Annotated in this window: 16 protein-coding genes; 13 read left to right on the forward strand and 3 right to left on the reverse strand. The window is 67.5% G+C overall.

Translation table 11 applies throughout. The annotated features are described in order from the left end of the window. The first annotated feature begins 177 nt into the window (after positions 1 to 177). A complete protein-coding gene (locus D5041_RS21525) occupies positions 178 to 1,101 on the forward strand; it encodes a LysR family transcriptional regulator (protein ID WP_010109874.1) in 924 nt (307 codons plus the stop codon). Between the two features lie 56 nt (positions 1,102 to 1,157). Here D5041_RS21525 and D5041_RS21530 read toward each other — a convergent pair whose 3' ends face one another. After that, positions 1,158 to 2,042 carry an alpha/beta hydrolase gene (locus D5041_RS21530; RefSeq protein ID WP_010109873.1) on the reverse strand — a complete coding sequence of 295 codons (885 nt, stop codon included), beginning with the start codon at positions 2,040 to 2,042 and terminating at the stop codon, positions 1,158 to 1,160. A 242-nt stretch (positions 2,043 to 2,284) separates the two neighbouring features. On the opposite strand from D5041_RS21530, the gene D5041_RS21535 reads away from it, so the two are divergent. The 11 genes from D5041_RS21535 to D5041_RS21585 all read left to right on the forward strand — a co-directional run bounded on the left by D5041_RS21535 (position 2,285) and on the right by D5041_RS21585 (position 14,001). Next, positions 2,285 to 3,307 (forward strand): AraC family transcriptional regulator, encoded by a 1,023-nt coding sequence (locus D5041_RS21535; RefSeq protein WP_265285730.1) that lies wholly within the window; start codon positions 2,285 to 2,287, stop codon positions 3,305 to 3,307. 92 nt (positions 3,308 to 3,399) lie between these two features. After that, complete coding sequence (locus D5041_RS21540; RefSeq protein WP_265285731.1) at positions 3,400 to 4,416, forward strand: Bug family tripartite tricarboxylate transporter substrate binding protein; 1,017 nt, start codon at positions 3,400 to 3,402, stop codon at positions 4,414 to 4,416. 11 nt (positions 4,417 to 4,427) lie between these two features. Beyond that, positions 4,428 to 5,240 (forward strand): IclR family transcriptional regulator, encoded by an 813-nt coding sequence (locus D5041_RS21545; RefSeq protein WP_265259389.1) that lies wholly within the window; start codon positions 4,428 to 4,430, stop codon positions 5,238 to 5,240. Next, positions 5,237 to 6,454 (forward strand): extracellular solute-binding protein, encoded by a 1,218-nt coding sequence (locus tag D5041_RS21550; protein WP_265285732.1) that lies wholly within the window; start codon positions 5,237 to 5,239, stop codon positions 6,452 to 6,454. Before D5041_RS21545 ends, D5041_RS21550 begins: the two co-directional genes overlap by 4 nt. Next, complete coding sequence (locus tag D5041_RS21555) at positions 6,451 to 7,653, forward strand: CaiB/BaiF CoA transferase family protein (RefSeq protein WP_265285733.1); 1,203 nt, start codon at positions 6,451 to 6,453, stop codon at positions 7,651 to 7,653. The genes D5041_RS21550 and D5041_RS21555 overlap by 4 nt, the downstream gene beginning before the upstream one ends. Positions 7,654 to 7,731: 78 nt before the next feature. Continuing rightward, positions 7,732 to 8,775 (forward strand): sugar ABC transporter substrate-binding protein, encoded by a 1,044-nt coding sequence (locus D5041_RS21560; protein ID WP_265285734.1) that lies wholly within the window; start codon positions 7,732 to 7,734, stop codon positions 8,773 to 8,775. Between the two features lie 2 nt (positions 8,776 to 8,777). Next, the gene (locus D5041_RS21565) at positions 8,778 to 9,788 is read left to right on the forward strand and encodes an ABC transporter permease (protein ID WP_265285735.1); all 1,011 of its coding nucleotides are present in this window, start codon (positions 8,778 to 8,780) and stop codon (positions 9,786 to 9,788) included. Further along, entirely contained in the window at positions 9,778 to 11,352 is a 1,575-nt protein-coding gene (locus D5041_RS21570; RefSeq protein WP_265285736.1) for a sugar ABC transporter ATP-binding protein, read from the forward strand. The genes D5041_RS21565 and D5041_RS21570 overlap by 11 nt, the downstream gene beginning before the upstream one ends. A 4-nt stretch (positions 11,353 to 11,356) precedes the next feature. Further along, complete coding sequence (locus tag D5041_RS21575; RefSeq protein ID WP_265282679.1) at positions 11,357 to 12,385, forward strand: ABC transporter permease; 1,029 nt, start codon at positions 11,357 to 11,359, stop codon at positions 12,383 to 12,385. After that, positions 12,382 to 13,167 carry an SDR family NAD(P)-dependent oxidoreductase gene (locus D5041_RS21580; RefSeq protein WP_265285737.1) on the forward strand — a complete coding sequence of 262 codons (786 nt, stop codon included), beginning with the start codon at positions 12,382 to 12,384 and terminating at the stop codon, positions 13,165 to 13,167. Before D5041_RS21575 ends, D5041_RS21580 begins: the two co-directional genes overlap by 4 nt. Positions 13,168 to 13,206: 39 nt before the next feature. Beyond that, positions 13,207 to 14,001: an enoyl-CoA hydratase/isomerase family protein gene (locus tag D5041_RS21585; protein WP_010109849.1), complete on the forward strand. Its 795-nt coding sequence runs from the start codon at positions 13,207 to 13,209 to the stop codon at positions 13,999 to 14,001. Positions 14,002 to 14,018: 17 nt separating this feature from the next. Here D5041_RS21585 and D5041_RS21590 read toward each other — a convergent pair whose 3' ends face one another. Continuing rightward, a complete protein-coding gene (locus D5041_RS21590) occupies positions 14,019 to 14,489 on the reverse strand; it encodes a hypothetical protein (protein ID WP_265285738.1) in 471 nt (156 codons plus the stop codon). 89 nt (positions 14,490 to 14,578) lie between these two features. Between D5041_RS21590 and D5041_RS21595 the strand changes: the two genes are divergently transcribed. After that, complete coding sequence (locus D5041_RS21595) at positions 14,579 to 14,851, forward strand: hypothetical protein (RefSeq protein ID WP_265282677.1); 273 nt, start codon at positions 14,579 to 14,581, stop codon at positions 14,849 to 14,851. Between the two features lie 257 nt (positions 14,852 to 15,108). On the opposite strand, the gene D5041_RS21600 is transcribed toward D5041_RS21595, so the two are convergent. Further along, positions 15,109 to 22,827, reverse strand: coding sequence for a SwmB domain-containing protein (locus D5041_RS21600; RefSeq protein WP_265285739.1), 7,719 nt, complete (start codon positions 22,825 to 22,827; stop codon positions 15,109 to 15,111). Between the last annotated feature and the right edge of the window lie 635 nt (positions 22,828 to 23,462).

The following is a 23,462-nucleotide window of genomic DNA, read 5'->3' on the forward strand; positions in this document are numbered from 1 at the left end:
GGCCGCAAGCGGAAACCGCTTCGGTGGCCAGACCCCTCGCACGGGGTGGCAAGCAGGGAAAACACCCGCCAGGCAGCCCGCCAAGGGTCGCGCCCGAGACCGTTTCGGCCGGGTTCGCATAAGGGATATCCCGTACTCGTGCCCGGGCCGCAGCCCTGCGCCAGCAGAATCGCAGACATGAAAAATACGACCCTGCGCCAGCTGCGCCTGTTTGAAGCCGTGGCCTCGCACCTGAGCTACTCGCGCGCGGCGGAACACATGGGGCTGACGCAGCCGGCGGTGTCCATGCAGCTGCGGCAGCTGGAGGCCGACCTGGGCCTGCAACTGCTGGTGAAAATCGGCAAACGCATCCGCCTGAGCCAGGCCGGCGAGGAAATGCTGAGCCAGACCCGCCGCATCCTGAACCAGGTGCACATTGCCGAGGAAGCCGTTGCGGCCTTCCGCGTGACCGAAGGCGGCGGCGGGCTGCTGCATCTGGGCGTGGTGTCCACCGCGCACTACTTCGCGCCGACGCTGCTGATGGCCTTTGCCCGGCAGTGGCCGGGCGTGAAATTCAAGCTCACGGTGGAGCGGCGCGAGAAGATCCTGAGCCTCCTGCAGGAGCACCAGATCGACGTCTCCATTGCCGGCTACCCGCCGTCCGATGCCGACGTGGAGGCCGAAACCTTTGCCCAGAACCCGCACTGCATCGTCGCCGCCGCAGAGCACCCGCTGGCCAAGCAACGCGGCATCCCCTGGGACGCGCTGCGCGACGAGCCCTTCATCTTCCGCGAGCCCGGATCGACGACGCGGAAGTTTTTCGAGTACCTGCTGCAGGCCCGCGCGTTGCAGGTCAGGGTGTCGATGGAGCTGTCCGGCAACGAGAGCATCAAGCAGGCCGTGATGGCCGGAATGGGCATCAGCTTTCTGTCCGCGCACACCTTTCAGATCGAACTCGAGGCCGGCCGCCTCGCGGTGCTGGACTTGCAGGACATGCCGAAGATGCTCGACTGGTGCCTGCTGCACCGCCGCGAGTCCACGCTGTCCGGCGCAGCCGGCGCATTCCGCTCCTTCGTCCTCGCGCACGGCCCCGATCTGGTCCAGTGCCGGGTGCACTCCTGAATGGGTACGCGCTCCTGCCCGCCCCCTTCTCGCACGCTGCGGACCCAAGCGCGCACTCAGCGCCCCACATACCGGGACAAAAAGTTCAGCTGCCTGCGCACGTTCTCTTCCAGGAAGTCGCCGTAGTACGGCTGGAAGTGGTCAGATGCGTGCAGCGTGAACTCGCCCCAGGGCATGCGGCTGACCGCCTTGCGCGCCAGATGCGCGGAGACCAGGCTGTCCCTGGAGCCCGCGATCACCAGGGTCGGCACGCGCACCCGGTGGGCGCTGTGGATCGGGTTGTACCAGGCCATCTTCAGCGCCACGCGCGCCAGCGCCTTGTTTTCCCAGGGCACGTCAACATGGGCCAGGATCTTCTCCATGCCATCCCACGCCCCGGGGCTGGTGAGCATGGCCAGCTCGCCCGGGTAGCCGACCACCGGCAGGTAGAGCGGCCGGCCAAAGGGGCTGCCCAGCAGGTCGATCAGGCCCGCGAGGGTCAGCGCCAGGATTCTGCGCAGCGGCATCGCGGCGACCACGTTGAGGCCGCTCATCAGCGGATGCATTGCGATGACGGCGCTGACGCGGTGCCCGCGCGCCGCCATGCACACCACGTGGCCACCGGACATCGAAGTGCCCCACAGCACCATGCGCTGCGCATCGACCGTCGGCAGCGTCTGCACGTGCGCGATGGCCGCGTCCCAGTCCTTCAGGTGGCGAAAGGGGTCCACCCAGTGGCGCGGCTGGCCCGCGCTGTCGCCGAAATTGCGGTAGTCGAACAGGTACACGGCGTAGCCGGCCTCGGCGAAGCGCCGGGCGTACGGCATCAGCATCGCGCGCACGCAGGCAAAGCCGTGCGCCATGACGATGACCGGGGGGGGCCGTTCGCCCTGGTCCGGCAAGAGCAGGGTGCTGGCGCAGCGCAGGCCCTGGCTCATGAAGGAGGATTCGACGCGCCTCATGCGCGCCCCGGCGGATTTCGACCCTGGCGCGCCAGCGCCGCCGAAACCCGCTGCTTTGCGGGGCCTTCCTTTTGCCGATGGCAGGACATGCCAATGCCGGACGGGCCGGCGCCGATGATCAGAACGTCAAAATGGGTTTCCATGGACCATGCCTTTATGAGGGAGCGGCGAGCATCCCCGTGCGCGGCCTTTATGTCTTGACATTACGAGACGGATATTTGACATTTTGAGACATGACACCCATGGTTCAATCCAGCGGATTGCAGGGCTATTCCACGCTCATGCACACCCTCGGCAGCGATCCCATCGCATTACTCAGTCGTTACCGACTCTCCCCGAAGTCACTCACGGGCGAAGACGCACTGCTGTCGCTGCGCGCCGGCGTCCACCTGCTGGAGGCCAGCGCGCGCATGACGGGCTGCGCGGATTTCGGCTTGCGCCTATCGCAATTACAGAACATGAACGTACTCGGCCCCCTGTCCATCGTGCTGCAAAACGCATCCACCGTGCGGCTGGCCTGGGACTACGTGGCACGCCACATGTTCGTGCACACCCCCGGCCTGGCGCTGGACGTGCGCGACGACAGCGCGCTGATCAATGGCGCTGCGGAAATGGTGGTGCAGATCCGGCTGAACCATCTGCCCACGCAGCGCCAGACCATCGACCTGTGCCTGGGGAACATGCACCGCACCACGCAATTGCTCGCCGGCCCGAGCTACCACTTGCTCGCCGTCACGCTGCCGCACGCGCCCGTGGCGCCGATTGCCATCTACCGGGAATTCTTCGGTGCGCACGTCATCGCGGAACAGCCGCGCGCCGCGCTGCACCTGAGCCGGGAGACGCTGGACGCCAGCTTGCAAAACACGAATCCTGCGTTGCGCCAAATCACGCAGGACTACCTCGCACGGCATTTTCGCGTTCCCGAAGAAAACATCTCCGCGCGCGTGCGCCTGGCGCTGCGGCGCTCCCTCGGAACGCAGCGCGGCAACAAGACCGACGTCGCCCAGCTGCTGGCCATCCATCCGCGCACGCTGCAACGCCACTTGGCGGCCGAACGCACCAGCTTCGAGGCCCTGCGCGAGGAAACCCGCAAGGAGGTCGCGCTGCACTACCTGCGCGAGACGCATATTGCGCTCGGGCAGCTCGCCGACATCCTGGGCTTCTCGGATCAATCGGCGATGACACGCTCCTGCCGCCGCTGGTTCGGCGTCCCTCCCTCGGTGCTGCGCAGCAGGGACGCGATGGACGACGATCCCCACACCTGAAGCAACCGATGCGTGCGGCCAAGGGTTTCCCCAGGCCGCGCCGCCATTTTCATGGAAGAAAATATGCTTTCACCAATGAGAATGGACGCGACATGAACGCAGTCAGTGGCTTCTCGCGCCGCCGGGCGCTGGGTCTGGGTTCCGTGGCCCTTGCGGCCGGGCTCACCTCCAATGGGGCGGCCGCGCAAGGGGCCGCGGCCTGGCCCGGCAAGGCGGTGACGCTGGTGGTCGGCGCGCCGCCCGGCGGCCAAACCGACTTTGCCGCGCGGCTGCATACGGCCGGCTTGCAAGCCGCGGCCGGCCAGCCCTTCGTCATCGACAACCGACCCGGTGCCGGCGGCAACATCAGCGTGGACTACGTGCTCAAGGGCCCCACCGATGGCTCCCGGCTGCTCGTGGGCAACGGCGGCAACATGACGCTCAACCCCCACACCTACCGCAACACGCCCATGGTCGATCCGCGCAGCCTGGTGCCCATCGGCGTGCTGCTGCAATCGGCGCTGGTGCTGGCCGTGCATCCGGGCGTTGCGGCGCGCAACATGGCCGAGTTGTCCGCCTGGCTCAGGGCGCAGGAAGGGGCCCGCGGGGGCGCGGACTACGCGTCCTCCGGCCCGGGCAGCCTGACCCAGGCGAGCATGGAGTTGCTGCGCGAGCGCCTGGGCAGGCCGAAGATGAACCACGTGGCCTACAAGGGCAGCGCCCCGGCCATGCAGGACCTGATCGCCGGCCGCGTGAGCATGATGTTCGACGCGGTGTCGGTCATGACGCCCTTCTTCAAGTCCGGCCAGCTGCGCGCCTTGCTGGTCACCAGCGACCAGCGCGTCCCCGCGCTGCCCGACGTGCCGACCGCCACCGAACTCGGCGTGCCGGACTTCGTCGTGACCTCCTTCATCGGGCTCTACGGCCCGCCGGGCCTCCCGCCCGAGGTCGTGCAAAAGGCAAACGCGGCGCTCAACCAGTCGATGGCCGACCCCGCAACCCGCAAGACCATTGCCGAACGCGGCGACGAGCCCGGCGGCGGCACGCCGGAGCAACTGGCGGCAATGACCCGGCGCTACTACAAGACCTGGGGCGAGGTCGTGAAGGCGAACGACATCCGCGCCGAATGACCGGGCCGTCCATGAAGCAGCGCAGCGCACGCCAGTCCACCAGCGCCCCCGGGGCCGGGGCCGGGGCGCGGACGCAGTACGCGGTGCCGGCCGTGGAAAAGGCCCTCGAGTTGATCGAGCTGCTGGCCAGCCAGGCCAAGGGCCTGACCCTGGTGGAAATCGCTGCGCAATTGCAGCGCAGCATGGGCGAGATCTACCGCGTGGCCATCGTGCTGGCGGCGCGCGGCGTGATCGTGCAAGAGGCCGCGTCCGAGCGCTACTTCCTGACCGGCAAGCTCTTCGAGCTGGCGCACCGCCACCCGCCCACCGCGCGCTTGCTGGACATGGCCGAGCCGCTGATGCGCACCCTGGCCGAGCGCATGGAGCAGTCCTGCCACCTGGCCGTGCTCGACCGCGACGCGGTGCTCATCGTCGCTTGCGCCGAAAGCCCCCTGCCCATGAACTACCGGGTGCGCGTGGGGGTGCGCTTCCCGGCGCTGGAGACCAGTTCCGGCGTGGTGCTGGTGGCGCACCAGCCGCGCGCGCACTGGGAGCGCTGGATGGCGCACGTTGCCGCGTTGCCGCGCGCGCGCCTGCAGCAGCGGCTCGAGGCCGCGCTGGCCCAGGGCGCAGAGGAGATGCCCAGCCCGATGGTGCAAGGCGTGACCAACCTGAGCTACGCCGTGCGCGACCACCGCGGCATGGCGGTGGCCGCGCTCACGGTGCCCTTTCTCAGCCAGAGCGTGCTCCGCGTTGACCTGCCCGGCGTGCGGCCGATGGTGCAGCAGGCGGCCGGCACGCTGTCGGCCTTTCTCGGCTTCGTGCCGCCCGCGAACGCACCATGATGACGGACACGTCCGGCAAACTGGTGCTTCAGGGACTGACCTGGGACCACGCGCGCGGCTACGACCCGCTCGTGGCCTGCGCGCGCCGCTACGGGGAATTGACCCGCGGGCAGGTGGCGATCGAATGGCGCAAGCGCTCGCTGCACGACTTCGGCGCGGCCCCCATCGACGCGCTCGCGCGCTCCTTCGACCTGCTGGTCATCGACCACCCCTTCATGGGCCAGGCCCAGCAGACCGGCTGCTTTCGGGACCTGCACGAACTCTTCGAGCGCGCGGCGCTGCAAGCGGCCATGCAGGCCGGTGTGGGGGCCAGCGGATCGGTCTACGCCTGCGCCGGACAGGTGTTTGCGCTCCCGACCGACGCCGCCGCGCAGGTTGCCAGCCTGCGCCCGGACCTGCTCGCGGCGCTGGGCATGGACACGCCACGCCACTGGGGCGACGTGACGCGCCTGGCAAAGCGCGCGCGCGCCAACGGCCAGAGCCTGGCCTGGGCCGGCACGCCGACCGACGCCGCCTGCACCTTTCTGAGCCTGGCGGCGAACCTGGGCCATCCGCTGCAGGAAGGGGCGCAGTTTCTGCCCGCCGGCGTGGTGGCCCAGGTCCTGCTGCACCTGGACTGGCTGCGCGCGCATTCCCAGAGCGCTTGCCTGGAGCACAACCCGATCCAGACGTACGAGGCCATGCTGGCTTCGGACACCCTGGTCTACTGCCCCCTGGCCTTCGGCTATTCCAACTACGCGCGCCCGGGCCGGGCGCCGAGGCTGCGCTTTGCCGCCCTGGCCGGCCCCGGTCCGCAGCCCACGCACGGCGGCCTGCTGGGCGGCGCCGGAATGGCCATCTCCAGCCACAGCGCCGCGCCGCGCGCACGCGCGGCCGCCGACTTCATGCACTGGCTGCACAGCGCGCCGGTGCAATGCGGGCTCTACCTCGACAGCGGCGGCCAGCCCGGCCATGGCGCGGCCTGGCGCGATGCGCACGTGAACGCGCGCGCGCCCGACTTCTTCGCGGCCACCCTGCCGACCCTGGAGTCGGCCTGCGTGCGGCCGCGCTTTGCCGGTTTCGTCGGCTTCGTGGAGCGCGCCGGCGCATGCATCCACCGCTGCCTGCGCGGCGAAATCGACGGCGCGGCGCTCTACGACGCACTGCTGCGCGACTACCGCGAAACCTGGGCCGCGCGCAACACCCCCTCCCCCCCAACCGAGCCCACCCCATGAACCAGCAAGCCCTGGACGACATCACCATTCTCGACTTCAGCCACCTGCTGCAAGGCCCCTTTGCCACCATGCTGCTCGCCGACATGGGCGCCCACGTCATCAAGCTGGAGCGGCCCAAGACCGGCGAAATGTTCCGCCAGATGACCTTCAACAACCGCTGGCTGGGCGGCACCGAGAGCCCCAACTTCGTCGCCTGGAACCGCAACAAGCAGTCGGTGGCGCTCGACCTGAAGGCGCGCGAGGCGCGCGAACTGGTCTACGAAATCATCCCGAAGATCGACGTGGTGGTGCAGAACTTCCGCCCGGGTGTGCTCGAGCGGCTGGGCTACGGCTACGCGGCGCTGTCCGCGCTCAACCCGCGGCTCATCTACTGCTCGGGCTCCGGCTACGGCGAGTCCGGGCCCTACGTGGATCGCCCGGGCCAGGACCTGCTGATCCAGGGCCTGACCGGAATCGCCGCGGCCACCGGCCACGGCGACGGCCCCCCGGTGCCGACCGGTGCCGGCTTTGCCGACCAGGTGGGCGCGATGAACATGGTCTACGGCATCCTGACGGCGCTGCACTGGCGCGCGCGCAGCGGCCAGGGGCAGGAGGTCCGGGTGAACCTGATGGCTGGCCTGCTCGCGCACCAGGCGCAGGAACTGATGAGCGTGCTCAACCTCGGGCAGGACTTCGAGCGGCCGCGCTCGGGAATTGCCCACCCCGGAATGGACGCGCCCTTCGGCGTCTACGAGACCCGCGACGGCTACGTCACGGTGGCCATGAGCCCCTTTGCCACCCTCATCCGCATTCTGGGAGCGCCCGAGCTCGCGCGCTTTGACGACGCGCAAACCCTGTTCGCGCAGCGCGACGAGATCCACGGCCTGCTGTCGCAGTACACGCGGCAGTGGCTGCGCGCCGAACTGCTCGAGGCCCTGCTGGCGGCCGGAATCTGGTGCGGCGAGATCAAGACGCACCTGGAAGTCGAGCGCGACCCGCAGGTGCAGCACATGCAGATGATCACCAGCTACGCGCACCCCGCGATCGGCCGCGTCAAGGCCGTGGCCCCGGCCGTGCACCTGAGCAAAACGCCCGCGCGCATTCGCACGCCCGCGCCGGGCGTCGGGCAGCACAGCGCGCAGGCGCTGGCGGATCTGGGGGTCGCCCGGGACACCATCGCCGCGCTCATCGCCAAGGGCGTGCTGGAGCAGGCAGCCTGATACCGGACCGGGTGTTTCCACTGATTCGCATGCTGCGCCCGTGCATTCAAATCGCGGGGCTCGAATCAGGAGGGAAGCATGAAACGGTCTATCGCGATTCTGCTGGCGTCTGCCAGCACACTGGCGCTCATCTCTGCCCCGGCGCAGGCGCAGGCGCAGACGCAGAAAATGCCCAAGCGCATCGGCTACGTGACGAACTACGCCACGCACGAGTGGTACCAGAACGTCATCAAGGGCATGCAGGACCACGCCAAGAAACTGGGCATCCAGCTGGAGGTGCAGGACGCGAATCTGGACATCGCGAAACAGGTCGCAGCGGCCGAGGACTTCATGGCCAAGGGCGTCGATGTCCTGATCGTGACGCCGGTGAACGAGGAGGGCGTGGTCCCGCTGCTGCGGCAGGCGAAGTCGCACAACATACCCGTCGTGCTCGAAGGCAACCCGGTCAAGGGAATGACCACGATGGTCGCCATCTGCGACTACGACACCGGCTTTTTCTCCGGCGTCGAGGCCGGCAAATACGCCAAGGAAAACCTCGGGGGCATGGCCAAGGTGATGAACGTCGGCCTGCCGCTGCTCTCGGCGACCGTGCTGCGCTCGCGGGGCTTCATGGATGGGCTCCGGACCATCATCCCCGGCGCCACCATGGTCCACGACCTCGACGGCGGCGGCAACCCCGACCGTGCACTCGAAGTGTCCGCGGCCGCGCTGGCGAAGAACTCCGACGTGACCATCATCTATGGCATCAACGACTCCTCCTCACTCGGCGGCCTGCAAGCCTGGAAGGCCGCAGGCAAGTCGCAGGACGGTCTGCTGACCGTCGGCACGGGCGGCGAGGGCCTGGCGTTCATCCACGCGATCGAGAAGGAGCCCTCGTACCGCATCGAGGCGGCGATGTTCCCGGAGAAAGAGGGCTACACCGCCATCGAGGCCGCAGTGCGGCTCTTTCGCGGAGAAAAGCTGCCGATGCACATCGTGAGCCCGACCACGCCGCTGATCGGCAAGGACTGGAAGAAGTTCTACGACCTGGACGGCACCAAGCGCACGATCAAATGGGACGCCGTGAACGCGCTGAAAGCCCCGGAAAAATGCACCAAGACCGCGGCCGACCTGAAGAAATAGCCATGCAGCAAGTGGCCGGCCTCACGTCGCCTCTGCCACCTCTGCCGCCTCTGCCGCAGAGGCGGTTTGCCCACTGGCGGCTGCCGGGCAGCGAGCAGCTCGTTCTGGTCCTGCTCCTGGCCGGCTTGTGCACCGCCATATCGATCGCGGCGCCGCAGTTCCATTCCGGGGCAAACATCATCGCCATCCTGCGCCAGTGCGCGCTCGTGCTCATCGTCGCCTCGGGCATGAGCATGCTGATCATTACCGCCGAGATCGACCTGTCCGTCGGCGCGTCGTCGGCCTTCGTCGGCTGCATCGGCATGGCCGTCCTGAACGCGACGCACAGCCTGACGCTGAGCATGCTCGCGGCGCTCGCGTTCTCTGGCGGCGTCGGCCTCGTGAACGGCCTGGTGGTCACGCGGCTCAAGGTGAACGCGCTGATCGGCACGATCGGCATGATGATGGTGCTGCAGGGCGGCGTCTATCTGTTCACGCGCGAGGCCGTGCAGAACCAGCACCAGCTCCCCCAGTTCACCAGCCTGGGCGCGGGCTACGTCGGCCCCATCCCGGTTCCGGTGATCCTCGCGCTCGTCCTCTTCGCCATCGTTTACGTGACGCTGCGCTTCACCACGCTCGGCCGCTACCTGTACGCCGTCGGCGCGAACGAGAAGGCCGTGCGCCTGTCCGGCCTGCGCTCGCAGCGGCTGAAACTGTTTGCCTTCGTCGTCACGGGGCTGTGCGTCGGCGTCGCCGGCATGATCCTGGCATCGCTCATGAACGCGGGCCAGCCGACGGCTGGCCGCGGCTTCGAGCTCACCGTGATCGCGGCCGTGATCCTCGGCGGCACCAGCCTGCAGGGCGGGCGCGGCTCGCTGCTCGGCACCCTGCTCGGCGTGCTGCTGCTCAAGGTCATGGACAACGGCATCATCATCCTCGGCTGGAACCAGGACTTGCAGATGGTGGTCCCCGGCGCCGTGATCATCCTGGCGAGCTACCTCGACGTCCTGCGGAACAAGGCCCATGCCCACTGAGACCGAGACCCTGCAAGCCGGTGCCAGCAGCGACCCGGCGCTTGAAACACCTGCGGCGCTCGAGATGCACGGCATCACCAAGCGCTTCCCCGGCGTGAACGCGCTGGAGGACGTCGATCTCACGCTGCAAGCCGGCAAGGTGCACGCCCTCATGGGCGAAAACGGCGCGGGCAAATCGACGCTGATCAAGATCATGGCCGGCGTCTACCGGAAGGACGGCGGCAGCATCCGCATGCGCGGCCGCGAGATCGACATCGCATCGCCGCGCGACAGCTTGCACCAGGGCATCAAGGTCGTCTTCCAGGAGATCGCGCTGATCCCCGAATTCACCGTCGCCGAGAACATCTTTCTGGAGGCGTATCCGACCGGCCGCAGCGGCTCCATCGACTGGCGCAAGATTCGCGCCGACGCCGCTGCGCTCTTCCAGCGCATCGGCTTCGACGTCGATCCCGCGGCGCGCACCGGCTCGCTGGCGGTGAGCAAGCAGCAGATGGTCGAGATTGCCCGCGCCCTGGTCCACGAGGCCCGGGTCGTCGTGATGGACGAGCCGACCTCCTCGCTCACGCCGAACGAGGTCGCGCTGCTTTTCACGGTCATCCGCCGCCTTGCCGCGTTCGGCATCGCGGTCGTCTACGTCAGCCACAAGCTCGACGAGGTGTTCGAGATCGCCGACACCGTGACGGTGCTGCGCGACGGCCGCCACGTCTCGACCCGGCCGATCGCCGAACACAGCCACCAGACGCTGATCCAGGACATGATCGGCCGGCAGATCGACACGCTGTTCTCGCGCCAGCGCCCCGCCGCGCGCAGCACGGTGGCGCTCTCGGTGCAGGGCCTGAGCACGGCGCACAAGCTCAGGAACGTGTCCTTCGAAGCGCACGCCGGCGAGGTTCTCGGTTTCTTCGGGCTCATGGGCGCGGGCCGCACCGAGCTGGCCAAGGCGATCGTCGGCTACGACCCCATCACCGCGGGGACGATCACCATCGACGGCAAGCCCCTGGCGCCGCACGACACCCATACCGGCGTGCGGCTGGGAATCGGCCTGCTCACCGAGGACCGCAAGACCGAGGGGCTGATGGCGGAACTGCCCGTCTACCAGAACGCCAGCCTGGCCTCGCTGGGCGCGTTCGCCACCATGGGCTTCGTCGACGCGCCCAAGGAGCACCGCGCGGTGCAAGATTACGTGCAGCGCTTTCGCGTCAAGACCCCCGGCCTGTTCCAGCAGATCAAGAACCTGTCCGGCGGCAACCAGCAAAAGATACTGATTGCGCGCTGGCTGATGCGGGGGCTCAAGGTGATCGTCGTTGACGAACCGACGCGCGGCATCGACGTGGGCGCCAAGTCGGAAATCTTCGCGCTCATCGACCGGCTCGCCGCGGAGGGCCTGTCGGTCATCATGATGACCTCGGAAATGCCCGAACTGCTCGGCCTCTCGGACCGCATCGCCGTCCTGCACGAGGGCCGCCTCACGGCCACCATGCCGCGCGACGACGCCACGCAGGAAAACATCCTCGACGCGGCGATCGGCGGACGCCGCGATGGCCGGCGCCTCCCGGAAAAATGAAACGATGACGACGATCCCCCCCATCATCCCCACCCCCTCCCCCGCGGGCCTGGCGAGCGCGCAGCCGCCGCCCCTGCTCGCGCGCCTGCTGCGCCGCCAGGAAACGGTGCTCTTCCTGTGCCTCGTCTTGGTCATCGCCTTCTTCTCCTTCGCGGTGGAGAATTTCTTCTCCGCGCGCAACCTGGGCAACGTGCTCGGGCAGGCCTCGCTGGCGCTCGTGGCCGGCATCGGCTGCGCCATCGTCTTCATCTCGGGCGAGGTGGACATCTCCATCGGCGCGCTGCTCGCGACCGTGGCGCTGCCGCTGATCCTGATCATGAACGGCACCGGCTCGCTCGCGCTGGGCATCGGCGGCGCCTTGCTGCTCGGGCTGCTGATCGGGTCGCTGAACGCCTTCCTCTCGGCCTGCGCCGGAATCAATTCCCTGATCGTCACGCTCGGCACCATGTTCATGCTGCGCGGCGGCGTCTACCTCTATACGGGCCAGCGCGCGATACCCGACGAGCGCTCCCTCGAGAGCTTCATCATGCTGTCCGACGGCCGCTTGTTCGGCCTGATCCCCTACTCCGCCGTGATCGCGCTCGTACTGCTGTGCGCCTTTGCGTACGTGATGCGCTACCGCTCGTTCGGCCGCCACATCTACGCCGTCGGGGGCAACGCGGAGGTGGCCCGGCTCGCGGGCCACGACGTGCGCCGCGTGAAGTTCACCTGCTTCATCATCAGCGCGCTGCTGGCAACGGTTGCGGGAATCATTCTGGCAGCGCGCGTCGGCTCGGCGCAGCACACGGCGGGGCTGAATTTTGAATTCCAGGTCGTCGCCGCGACGGTGCTCGGGGGCGTCAGCCTGGCCGGCGGAATCGGCAGCCTCGGCGGCATGGCGCTCGGCGTGCTGATCCTGCAATTTCTCTCCAACGGCTTGCGCGGCCTCGGCCTGCCCACCGAATGGCAGTTGATCGTCACGGGAATGATCATCATCGCCGCGGTCGCGTTCGACGCGGCCAAGAGCCAACGCAGCACAAGGAGTCTGGCATGAGCCGCCTCAGCGGAAAATCCGCCGTCGTCACGGGCGCCGCCAACGGCATCGGCAACGCCATCGCCTCGGCCATGGCGCGCGAAGGCGCGCACGTATTCCTCGGCGACATCGCGGACGCGCGCGGCGCGCAGCTTGCCGCGGACCTGCGCGCCGCAGGCCACCGGGCCGACTACGTGCACTGCGACGTAGCGCGCGAAGCGGATATTTCCGGCCTCATCGCAGCGGCCGTCGCAGGAGCGGGTCGGCTCGACATTCTGGTGAACAACGCCGGGATCGCCATCGGCGGCATGCCGGTCCACGCGATGAGCGACGCCCAATGGCACCGCCTGATCGAGGTGAACCTGACCAGCGTTTTCCGCGGCTGCAAACAGGCGCTGCCGCACATGATCGGCCAGAAGTCCGGATCGATCATCAACATGGCGTCGGCCCAGGGCCATATCGGCCTCGACGGCTGGACGGCCTACGCCGGCACCAAGGGCGCGGTGATGGCCATGACGCGGCAGATGGCCGTCGAGTTTGGCCCGCTGAACATCCGCGTCAACTCGATCTCGCCGGGAACCATCAACACGCCGATGAACAGCGCGCTGCTCCAGGAAATCGGCGGCAAGCTGCTCCAGGCCTGGGTCAAGATGCACCCGCTGGGCCGCATCGGCGAACCGCATGAGGTGGCCGAAGCCGCCGTCTACCTCGCGTCGGACGCCGCGGCGTTCACCACCGGAATCGATCTGCGCGTCGATGGCGGGCTCACAGCGGCGCCCCGCTACGTCCCCGAGCTGCTGTGAATCGGCAGGGAGAAAACGCTTGGCCACCATCCCCCTCGCATGACACAAGGCCCGCATGAAACGCTGACGCTCGAGCGCTCGGGCCGCGTAGCGCTCGTCACCCTGCGGCGCGCCGACCAACTCAACGCCATGAACCGGCGCATGCAAGGCGAGATCACGGCGGTCTTCGAGGCCCTGTCCGGCGACGCCGGCGTCGGCGCCATCGTCATCACCGGCGCAGGGCGCGGCTTCATGGCGGGCGCCGACATCAAGGAATACGCCGCCCAGAGCGCAGCGCAATTCGACGCCTTTCAGGCAGCCGGCGCGCGCATGTACGCCGCCATAGAAAACAACCGCAAACCGGTGATCGCCGCGGTCAACGGCTTTGCGCTCGGTGGCGGAATGGAACTGCTGCTGTGCTGCGACCTCGTCATCGCCAACGGATTTGCCAAGCTCGGACTGCCCGAGGTCAAACTCGGCCTCGTACCCGGCGGCGGCGGCACGCAGCGCAGCGTCGCCAAACTCGGGCGCAACCGCGCGAACCTGCTGCTGATGACCGGCGCCATCGTCCCCGCCGCCGAATTCCTTGCCTGCGGCCTGGTCAACGAGGTCGTCGCCGCCGACGAACTGCTGCCGCGCGCGCTCGAACTCGCCGCGGCGATCGCCGCCGAACCGGCCGCCGCCATCGAGGGCCTGAAGCGGCTCACGGCGCACGCGCTCTCGGGCGAACTGGCCGCAGGGCTGGCCCTGGAACGCGATCTTCTCGGCAGCCTCTATCGCAGCGCAGACGGGCAGCGGCGCGTGCGCGAATTCGCCGAAAAGAGCGCAAGACCCGTGCAGCAGGCAGGCCCCTGATGGCACCCCGGGCCTGTCTACTCCTGGCCCACCCGTTCGCACGACGCGCCCGCCCCCACCCCCATCCGGGTCTCGGCGCCCGCGCCGGGGGGGATCGACTCGGGGGGGCTGAGGGCGGACTCCAGCGCCGCCATGCCGACGAGGCGCTCCCGGTCGTCGAAATCCGTGAAGTTGATTTGGCTACCGGGCAGGGTCGAATCGACGGATTCAAAGTAGATGGTGATGACGAGCCCCAGCATGCCGTACGCCATGGGGCCGCAGCTCAGCAGAATCTGCTGGACGGTATGCAGAGCGCTGAGCTTGTTGCAGTCGCGGTCGGTGAGCACGCAGTCGCCGGTCGCCGCCGTTGTGCCATTGCACATGAGGACAACGGTCCACGACCTGTTGTCGCAGTAGATGGTGGCCTCCACGAACGCATACGCACCCGTGGACGTGATCACCTGGACCTGTTCGATCAACAGGTCATGGCCGAAGATGATGGGCACCATGGCTGCGGTTCCGTGTTGCAGGAGCCACCACCCCACCCCGCTGCATTCGGGGCACCGCCCGTGCAAGGAGGCAGGAACGTGTCTCAGGCATGGAAATCAATGACTATTTAAAACGTCAGCAGTGTAACGGACGTTTTCCCGAAATCCTCGATAAATCGTCGTTTTATGTGCGTTTATCTGCTGCGCTCGCTGGCGCCGCGTGGGGCGGTCTTGCGTGGCGCGGGGAGCGTTTTGGAGCAGGTAATTCGTTGATTCCACCGGTCCGCCGGCAGAGCCCCTGGCGATCCGGATTTTCCGGTTTTTTGCAGGCAAAAATGTCACAAACGTGTCCAATATACACATCTGGAGAATCCACCGGATGATGGGTTCCGGCATTTTTTATTTCCTCATTGCCTCGTCTCCCCCGAGGGGGCTGGGGGCTGGTGCTGCTGCCCAGCACAACGCCCGCCAAAGCCGCCCCCCTGAATCCCAGGTCAGGCACCAGGGCCGTGAGCCTCAACCCTGGTCAAGACGCATGCACGGGACCGTGCCACTGGCAAGCCGCACGAACTCCGCGCATCAATGGCAACGCCAAACGCAGGCACACGGGTGGACACGCCATGGGCCGACGGGGCTGGCTTCAGAACCAGAACCCGTCACGCACCACATCTGACGTCTGCCCGATGATGGACAACAACTGCGCTGCGGCGCCGGAGGAGGTAATGACGCCGTCGGCTCTGCCATCGGTGTCGAACTCCCCACCGTCGGTGATCGAGAAGTCCAGCCGCAGCCGCCCGCCTTCGTTCACCATCTTGCCGCCGTAAGGCGCGCTCGCCAGATTCACCCAGGTGCCGGTGCTGTCCTGCACCCAGTAACCGTTGGCGCCGATCTTCGGGTCCACATACAAGCTAAAGGCCTCTCTGCTGCCGGCAGTCTTGAGCGTGGCCTGGAAACGCGTCAGCGCGATCGGCGCCTCCAGCGTCTGGGGCGTCTGCGCGGGGAGCGCCTTTTGCTCCAGGCTGATGATGCGGGCAGTGCTGGCGAAATGGACCTTGCCCTCCTGGCTACCGACCACCAAGGTAATCGGGCTGCTGGCGTGGCTGCTCGTCGTCACGCTCAGGGAGGTGACTGCGGTCTGCATCCTGTCCTGGATGCCGTCTGCGTTGCCATCGCCGGTTGCAGCACCCGCGGGGCCGACCGCCCGATTTTCCTGGGCGTCGGACGCGGCGTCGTTGTCCACATTCGGTTCCCTGAAGTCTCTGGGTGCAGATGCAGGTGCAGATGCAGATGAATGTGAAGGTGAAGGTGAAGATGCATATGCATATGCAACTCCGAGGTTGTCCACGGCCTGGTTCGTGAAGCTGACCGCGTCGTTGCCTGTCGTGTCCTGTATCACCTCGTGGCCGGTCGTGGGCTTGGTGTAGCTCAGCTTGACCGTCTCGCTGCTGCCCACGCGGCGGTTCAGCGTCAGCGTGACGGTCTTGCCCGTGACGGCCACACTGTTCACGCTGATGGCCGCGTTGCCCGCGCTACTCACCGCAAAGGCCGAGGCGGCTGCGATCCTCACGGCATCCAGGTCAGCCACGTCGATGTAAGTCAGCACCAGTTGGTCGCTGCGGACCGTGGCGCTCCCCAGCACCGGGGCCGTGACGTCCGGGATCAGATTGGTTACAGCCTGGTTCGTGAAGCTGGCCGCGTCGTTTCCGGCAGCGTCCTGTATCACCTCGTCCCCGGTCGGGGGCCGGGTGTAGCTCAGCTTGAGCGTTTCGCCACCGGCCACGTCGCGGTCCAGCACCAGGGTCACGGTCTTGCCCGATACGAACACCCCGCTGACGCTAATGGCCTCATTGCCCGCGCTGCTGACCGCAAAGGCCGAGGCCGCTGCGGTCTTGACGGCATCCAGGTCCGACGCATCGGCGTAGGTCAACTCCAGCAGATCGCCGCGGACCGTGGCGTTGTTGCGGAGCACCGGGGCCATGGTGTCCCTGACCAAGTTGCTCACGGCCTGGTCCGTGAGACTGGCCGCGTCGTTGCCTGCCCTGTCCCGTATCCCCTCGTCGCCGGTCGCGGGCTTGGTGTAGCTCAGCTTGACCGTTTCGCCACCGTGCACGTAGCGGCTCAGCGTCAGCGTGACGGTCTTGCCCAACACGACCACCCCGCTGACGCTGATGGCCTCATTGCCCGCGCTGCTTACCGCAAAGGCCGAGGCGGCTACGAAATTGACCTCATTCAGATCAGTCACATCGGTGTAAGTCAGCACCAGTTGGATGCCGTTGACCGTGGCGCTACCCAGCACCGGGGCTGTGGTGTCCCGGACCAGGTTGCGCACGGCCTGGTCCGTGAAACTGGCCGCGCCGTTGCCGGCAGCATCCTGTATCCCGTTCTCGCCGGTCGCGGGCCGGGTGTAGCTCAGCTTGAGCGTTTCGCCGCCGGCCACCTCGCGGCTCAGTATCAGCATCACGGTCTTGCCCGATACGATCACCCTGTCCACGCTGATGGCCGCATTGCCCGCGCTGCTTACCGCAAAGGTCGATGCGGTTGCGATCCTCCTGGCATTCAGGTCAGTCACATCGGTGTAGGTCAGCTCCAGCACGTTGCCTATGACCGTGGCACTACCCAGCACCGGGGCCGTGGTGTCCCGGACCAAGTTGCTTACGGCCTGGTCCGTGAAGCTGGCCGCGTCGTTTCCGACAGCGTCCTGTATCACGTTGTCGCCGGTCGTGGGCCGGGTGTAGCTCAGCTTGACCGTCTCGCCGCCGGCCACGCTGCGGCTCAGCGCCAGTGTCACGGTCTTGCCCGATACAGCCACGCTGCTGACGCTGATGGCCTCATTGCCCGCGCTGCTTACCGCAAAGGCCGAGGCGGCTACGATCTTCCCGGCATCGGTATCCAAGTTGCCCACGTCGGTGTAGGTCAGCACCAGCAGTCTGCCGTTGACCGTGGCGCTACCCAGCACCGGGGCCGTGGTGTCCGGGACCAGGTTGCTTACGGCCTGGTCCATGAAGCTGGCCGCGTCGTTGCCGGTCGCGTCCTGTATCACGTTGTCGCCGGTCGTGGGCCGGGTGTAGCTCAGCTTGACCGTCTCGCCGCCGGCCACGCTGCGGCTCAGCGTCAGCGTCACGGTCTTGTCCGATACGGCCACGCTGCTCACGCTGATGGCCGCATTGTCCACACTGCTGACCGCAAAGGCCGAGGCGGCTACGATCTTCCCGGCATCGGTATCCAGCTTGCCCACGTCGGTGTAGGTCAGCACCAGCCGTCTGCCGCTGACCGTGGCGCTGGCGAGCACCGGGGCCGTGGTGTCCCGGACCAGGTTGCTTACGGCCTGGTTCGTGAAGCTGGCCGCGTCGTTTCCGGCAGCGTCCTGTATCACCTCGTCGCCGGTCGGGGGCCGGGTGTAGCTCAGCTTGACCGTCTCGCCACCGGCCACGGCGCGGCTCAGCGTCAGCGTGACGGTCTTGTCCATGACACTGACGTTGCTCACGCTGATGGCCTCATTGCCCACGCTGCTTACCGCAAAGGCCGAGGCGGCTACGATCTTCCCGGCATCGGTATCCAAGTTGCCCACGTCGGTGTAAGTCAGCACCAGCAGTCTGCCGTTGACCGTGGCGCTATCCAGCACCGGGGCCGTGGTGTCCGGGGTCAAGTTGCTCACGGCCTGGTCCGTGAAGCTGGCCGCGTCGTTGCCTGCCCAGTCCTGTATCACCTCGTCGCCGGTCGTGGGCTTGGTGTAGCTCAGCTTGACCGTCTCGCTGCTGCCCACACGGCGGTTCAGCGTCAGCGTGACGGTCTTGCCCGTGACGGCCACACTGTTCACGCTGATGGCCGCGTTGCCCGCGCTACTCACCGCAAAGGCCGAGGCGGCTGCGATCCTCACGGCATCCAGGTCAGCCACGTCGATGTAAGTCAGCACCAGTTGGTCGCTGCGGACCGTGGCGCTCCCCAGCACCGGGGCCGTGACGTCCGGGATCAGATTGGTTACAGCCTGGTTCGTGAAGCTGGCCGCGTCGTTTCCGGCAGCGTCCTGTATCACCTCGTCCCCGGTCGGGGGCCGGGTGTAGCTCAGCTTGAGCGTTTCGCCACCGGCCACGTCGCGGTCCAGCACCAGGGTCACGGTCTTGCCCGATACGAACACCCCGCTGACGCTAATGGCCTCATTGCCCGCGCTGCTGACCGCAAAGGCCGAGGCCGCTGCGGTCTTGACGGCATCCAGGTCCGACGCATCGGCGTAGGTCAACTCCAGCAGATCGCCGCGGACCGTGGCGTTGTTGCGGAGCACCGGGGCCATGGTGTCCCTGACCAAGTTGCTCACGGCCTGGTCCGTGAGACTGGCCGCGTCGTTGCCTGCCCTGTCCCGTATCCCCTCGTCGCCGGTCGCGGGCTTGGTGTAGCTCAGCTTGACCGTTTCGCCACCGTGCACGTAGCGGCTCAGCGTCAGCGTGACGGTCTTGCCCAACACGACCACCCCGCTGACGCTGATGGCCTCATTGCCCGCGCTGCTTACCGCAAAGGCCGAGGCGGCTACGAAATTGACCTCATTCAGATCAGTCACATCGGTGTAAGTCAGCACCAGTTGGAGGCCGTTGACCGTGGCGCTACCCAGCACCGGGGCTGTGGTGTCCCGGACCAGGTTGCGCACGGCCCGGTCCGTGAAGCTGGCCGCGTCGTTGCCGGCAGCGTCCTGTATCCCGTTCTCGCCGGTCGCGGGCCGGGTGTAGCTCAGCTGGAGCGTTTCGCCACCAACCACCTCGCGGCTCAGCAGCAGGATCACGGTCTTGTACGATACGAGCACCCTGTCCACGCTGATAGCCGCATTGCCCGCGCTGCTTACCGCAAAGGCCGAGGCAGCTGCGGTCTTGTTGACATCCAGGTCCGTCACGTCGGTGTAAGTCAGTTCCAGCCTGTTGCCGTTGACCGTGACGCTGTTCCTGCCCCGCAGCACCGGAGCCGTGGTGTCCGGGATCAAGTTGCTCACGGCCTGGTCCATGAAGCTGGCCGCGTCGTTGCCGGCAGCGTCCTGTATCACCTCGTCGCCGGTCGTGGGCCGGGTGTAGCTCAGCTTGACCGTCTCGCCGCCGGCCACCTCGCGGCTCAGCGTCAGCGTCACGGTCTTGTCCGATACGGCCACGCTGCTCACGCTGATGGCCTCATTGCCCGCGCTGCTGACCGCAAAGGCCGAGGCGGCTGCGGTATTCACGGGATCGGTATCCAAGTTGCCCACATCGGTGTATGTCAGCACCAGCAGTCTGCCGTTGACCGTGGCGCTACCCAGCACCGGGGCCGTGGTGTCCCGGGCCAGGTTGCTTACGGCCCGGTCCGTGAAGCTGGCCGCGTCGTTTCCGGTCGCGTCCTGTATCACGTTGTCGCCGGTCGTAGGCTTGGTGTAGCTCAGCTTGAGCGTCTCGCCGCCGGCCACGGCGCGGCTCAGCGTCAGCGTCACGGTCTTGTTCGATACGGCCACGCTGCTTACGCTGATGGCCTCATTGCCCACACTGCTGACCGCAAAGGCCGAGGCGGCTGCGGTCCTCACGGCATCCAGGTCAGTCGCGTCGGTGTAGGTCAGCACCAGCAGTCTGCCGTTGACCGTGGCGCTATCCAGTACCGGGGCCGTGGTGTCCGGGATCAGGTTGCTTACGGCCCGGTCCGTGAAGCTGGCCGCGTCGTTGCCGGTCGCGTCCTGTATCACGTTGTCCCCGGTCGTAGGCTTGGTGTAGCTCAGCTTGAGCATCTCGCCGCCGGCCACGCTGCGGCTCAGCGTCAGCGTCACGGTCTTGCCCGTGACGCTGACGCTGCTCACGCTGATGGCCTCATTGCCCACGCTGCTTACCGCAAAGGCCGAGGCAGCGACGATCTTCCCGGCATCGGTATCCAAGTTGCCCACGTCGGTGTAGGTCAGCACCAGCAGTCTGCCGTTGACCGTGGCGCTACCCAGCACCGGGGCCATGGTGTCCCGGGCCAGGTTGCTTACGGCCCGGTCCGTGAAGCTGGCCGCGTCGTTTCCGGTCGCGTCCTGTATCACGTTGTCGCCGGTCGTAGGCTTGGTGTAGCTCAGCTTGAGCATCTCGCCGCCGGCCACGGCGCGGCTCAGCATCAGCGTGACGGTCTTGCCCGATACGACCACCCTGTCCACGTTGATGGCCGCAGTGCCCGCGCTGCTGACCGCAAAGGCCGAGGCGGCTGCGGTCCTCACGGCATCCAGGTCCGTCGCGTCGGTGTAGGTCAGCACCAGTTGCTTGCCGCGGACCGTGGCGCTGTAGAGCACCGGGGCCATGGTGTCCGGGACCAAGTTGCTCACGGCCCGGTTCGTGAAGCTGGCCGCGTCGTTGCCGGCAGCGTCCTGTATCACGTTATCGCCGGTCGTGGGCCGGATGTAGCTCAGCTTGAGCATCTCGCCGCCGGCCACGGCGCGGCTCAGCATCAGCGTGACGGTCTTGCCCGATACGACCACCCTGTCCACGTTGATGGCCGCAGTGCCCGCGCTGCTGACCGCAAAGGCCGAGGCGGCTGCGGTCCTCACGGCATCCAGGTCCGTCGCGTCGGTGTAGGTCAGCACCAGTTGCTTGCCGCGGACCGTGGCGCTGTAGAGCACCGGGGCCATGGTGTCCGGGACCAAGTTGCTTACGGCCCGGTCCGTGAAGCTGGCCGCGTCGTTGCCGGCAGCGTCCTGTATCACGTTGTCGCCGGTCGTGGGCCGGGTGTAGCTCAGCTTGACCATCTCGCCGCCGACCACGGCGCGGCTCAGCGTCAGCGTGACGGTCTTGCCCGATACGACCACCCTGTCCACGCTGATGGCCGCAGTGCCCGCGCTGCTGACCGCAAAGGCCGAGGCGGCTACGGTCCTCACGGCATCCAGGTCCGTCGCGTCGGTGTAGCTCAGCACCAGTTGCTTGCCGCGGACCGTGGCGCTGTAGAGCACCGGGGCCGTGGTGTCCCCGCCTCGGTAGTTGCTCACGGCCTGGTTCGTGAAACTGGCCGCGTCGTTGCCGGCAGCGTCCTGTATCACCCCGTCGCCGGTCGTGGGCCGGGTGTAGCTCAGCGTGACCGTCTCGCCGCCAGCCACGGCGCGGCTCAGCATCAGCGTGACGGTCTTGCCCGATACGACCACCCTGTCCACGTTGATGGCCGCAGTGCCCGCGCTGCTGACCGCAAAGGCCGAGGCGGCTGCGGTATCCACGGCATCCAGGTCCGTCGCGTCGGTGTAGGTCAGCACCAGTTGCTTGCCGCGGACCGTGGCGCTGTAGAGCACCGGGGCCGTGGTGTCCCCGCCTCGGTAGTTGCTCACGGCCTGGTTCGTGAAACTGGCCGCGTCGTTGCCGGCAGCGTCCTGTATCACGTTGTCGCCGATCGGGGGCCGGGTGTAGCTCAGCGTGACCGTCTCGCCGTCGGCCACGGCGCGGCTCAGCATCAGCGTGACGGTCTTGCCCGATACGACCACCCTGTCCACGTTGATGGCCGCAGTGCCCGCGCTGCTGACCGCAAAGGCCGAGGCGGCTGCGGTATTCACGGCATCCAGCTCCGTCGCGTCGGTGTAGGTCAGCACCAGTTGCTTGCCGCGGACCATGGCGCTGCAGAGCACCGGGGCCGTGGTGTCTCCGGCTCGGCTGTTGCTCACGGCCTGGTTCGTGAAACTGGCCGCGTCGTTGCCGGCAGCGTCCTGTATCACGTTGTCGCCGGTCGGGGGCCGGGTGTAGCTCAGCGTGACCGTCTCGCCGCCAGCCACGGCGCGGCTCAGCATCAGCGTGACGGTCTTGCCCGATACGACCACCCTGTCCACGTTGATGGCCGCAGTGCCCGCGCTGCTGACCGCAAAGGCCGAGGCGGCTGCGGTCCTCACGGCATCCAGGGCAGTCACGTCGGTGTAGGTCAGCACCAGTTGCTTGCCGCGGACCGTGGCGCTGTAGAGCACCGGGGCCGTGGTGTCCCCGCCTTGGTAGTTTCTCACGGCCTGGTCCGTGAAACTGGCCGCGTCGTTTCCGGCAGCGTCCTGTATCACCCCGTCGCCGGTCGTGGGCCGGGTGTAGCTCAGCGTGACCGTCTCGCCGCCGGCCACCTTGCGGCTGAGCGTCAGGAACACGGCATTGTCCGATACGAACACGCGGTTCACGCGAATGGCCGCATTGCCCGCGCTGCTCAGCACAAAGGCCGAGGCGGCTGCGGTATTCACGACATCCAGGTTGCCCGCATCGGTGTAGATCAGCACCAGCAGCTTGCCGTTGACCGTGGCGCTGTCCAGCACCGGGGGCGTGGTGTCCCCAGCCTGGCTCACGGCCTGTTTCGCGAAGCTGGCCGCGTCGTTGCCGGTCCCACGCACAGGGGTGTGGAGTCGGCTATTGCGGGCGGTGTTTATGGGGTCAGGCATGGTCTTCCTTTGATGGTGAATGTGCGTTGGTTGCGGGGTTGGGCTCCCCTGCCTTGTGGACAGGGCCCTTGGTTTGTGTGTGCTGCTGCTTCAGGCGGGCGATACGGTGGTGCACGCGCCGGGTGCCCGGGCGTCTCGCCGCTGAACACGGTGCGGCTGGGCGCCAGGGTGGCGGTCCCGCTCATTGCGGCGACGCGCCGGACACGGGTCCCGAGGTGCGCCATTGCGCACTGGGGCGCGGCCGGAGCCCGCCGGCAATGCGGACGTTCCCGTGTCGTGTCGCTGTGGCCACCGGCGCTGACGGCGGTTGCGTTGGACCCCGCGCGCCAACGCCAGAGGGCGGGACGGTGCGGCCCGGCTCTGGATGCCGTGATCAGCACGGCAGGCAATAAACAATGCGGGCAAGCGTGCGGTGCCGTGGCTACGGTATGTCCCCCGCGCCAAGTTGGACAACGGCCCGCGCGCCACCCACGGACACCGCGTGTTGTGGCGCCCGGGCACCGTCCAGGGAACTCGGACACGGCTTGCCCGCGCACGGTCCCGTGCCACTGGCAAGCCACACGAACTCCGCGCATCGATGGCAACGCCGAACGCAGGCACGCGGGTGGGCACGCCATGGGCCGATGGGGCTGGCT

The organism is Verminephrobacter aporrectodeae subsp. tuberculatae, assembly GCF_026127385.1.
Lineage (GTDB): Bacteria > Pseudomonadota > Gammaproteobacteria > Burkholderiales > Burkholderiaceae_C > Acidovorax > Acidovorax aporrectodeae.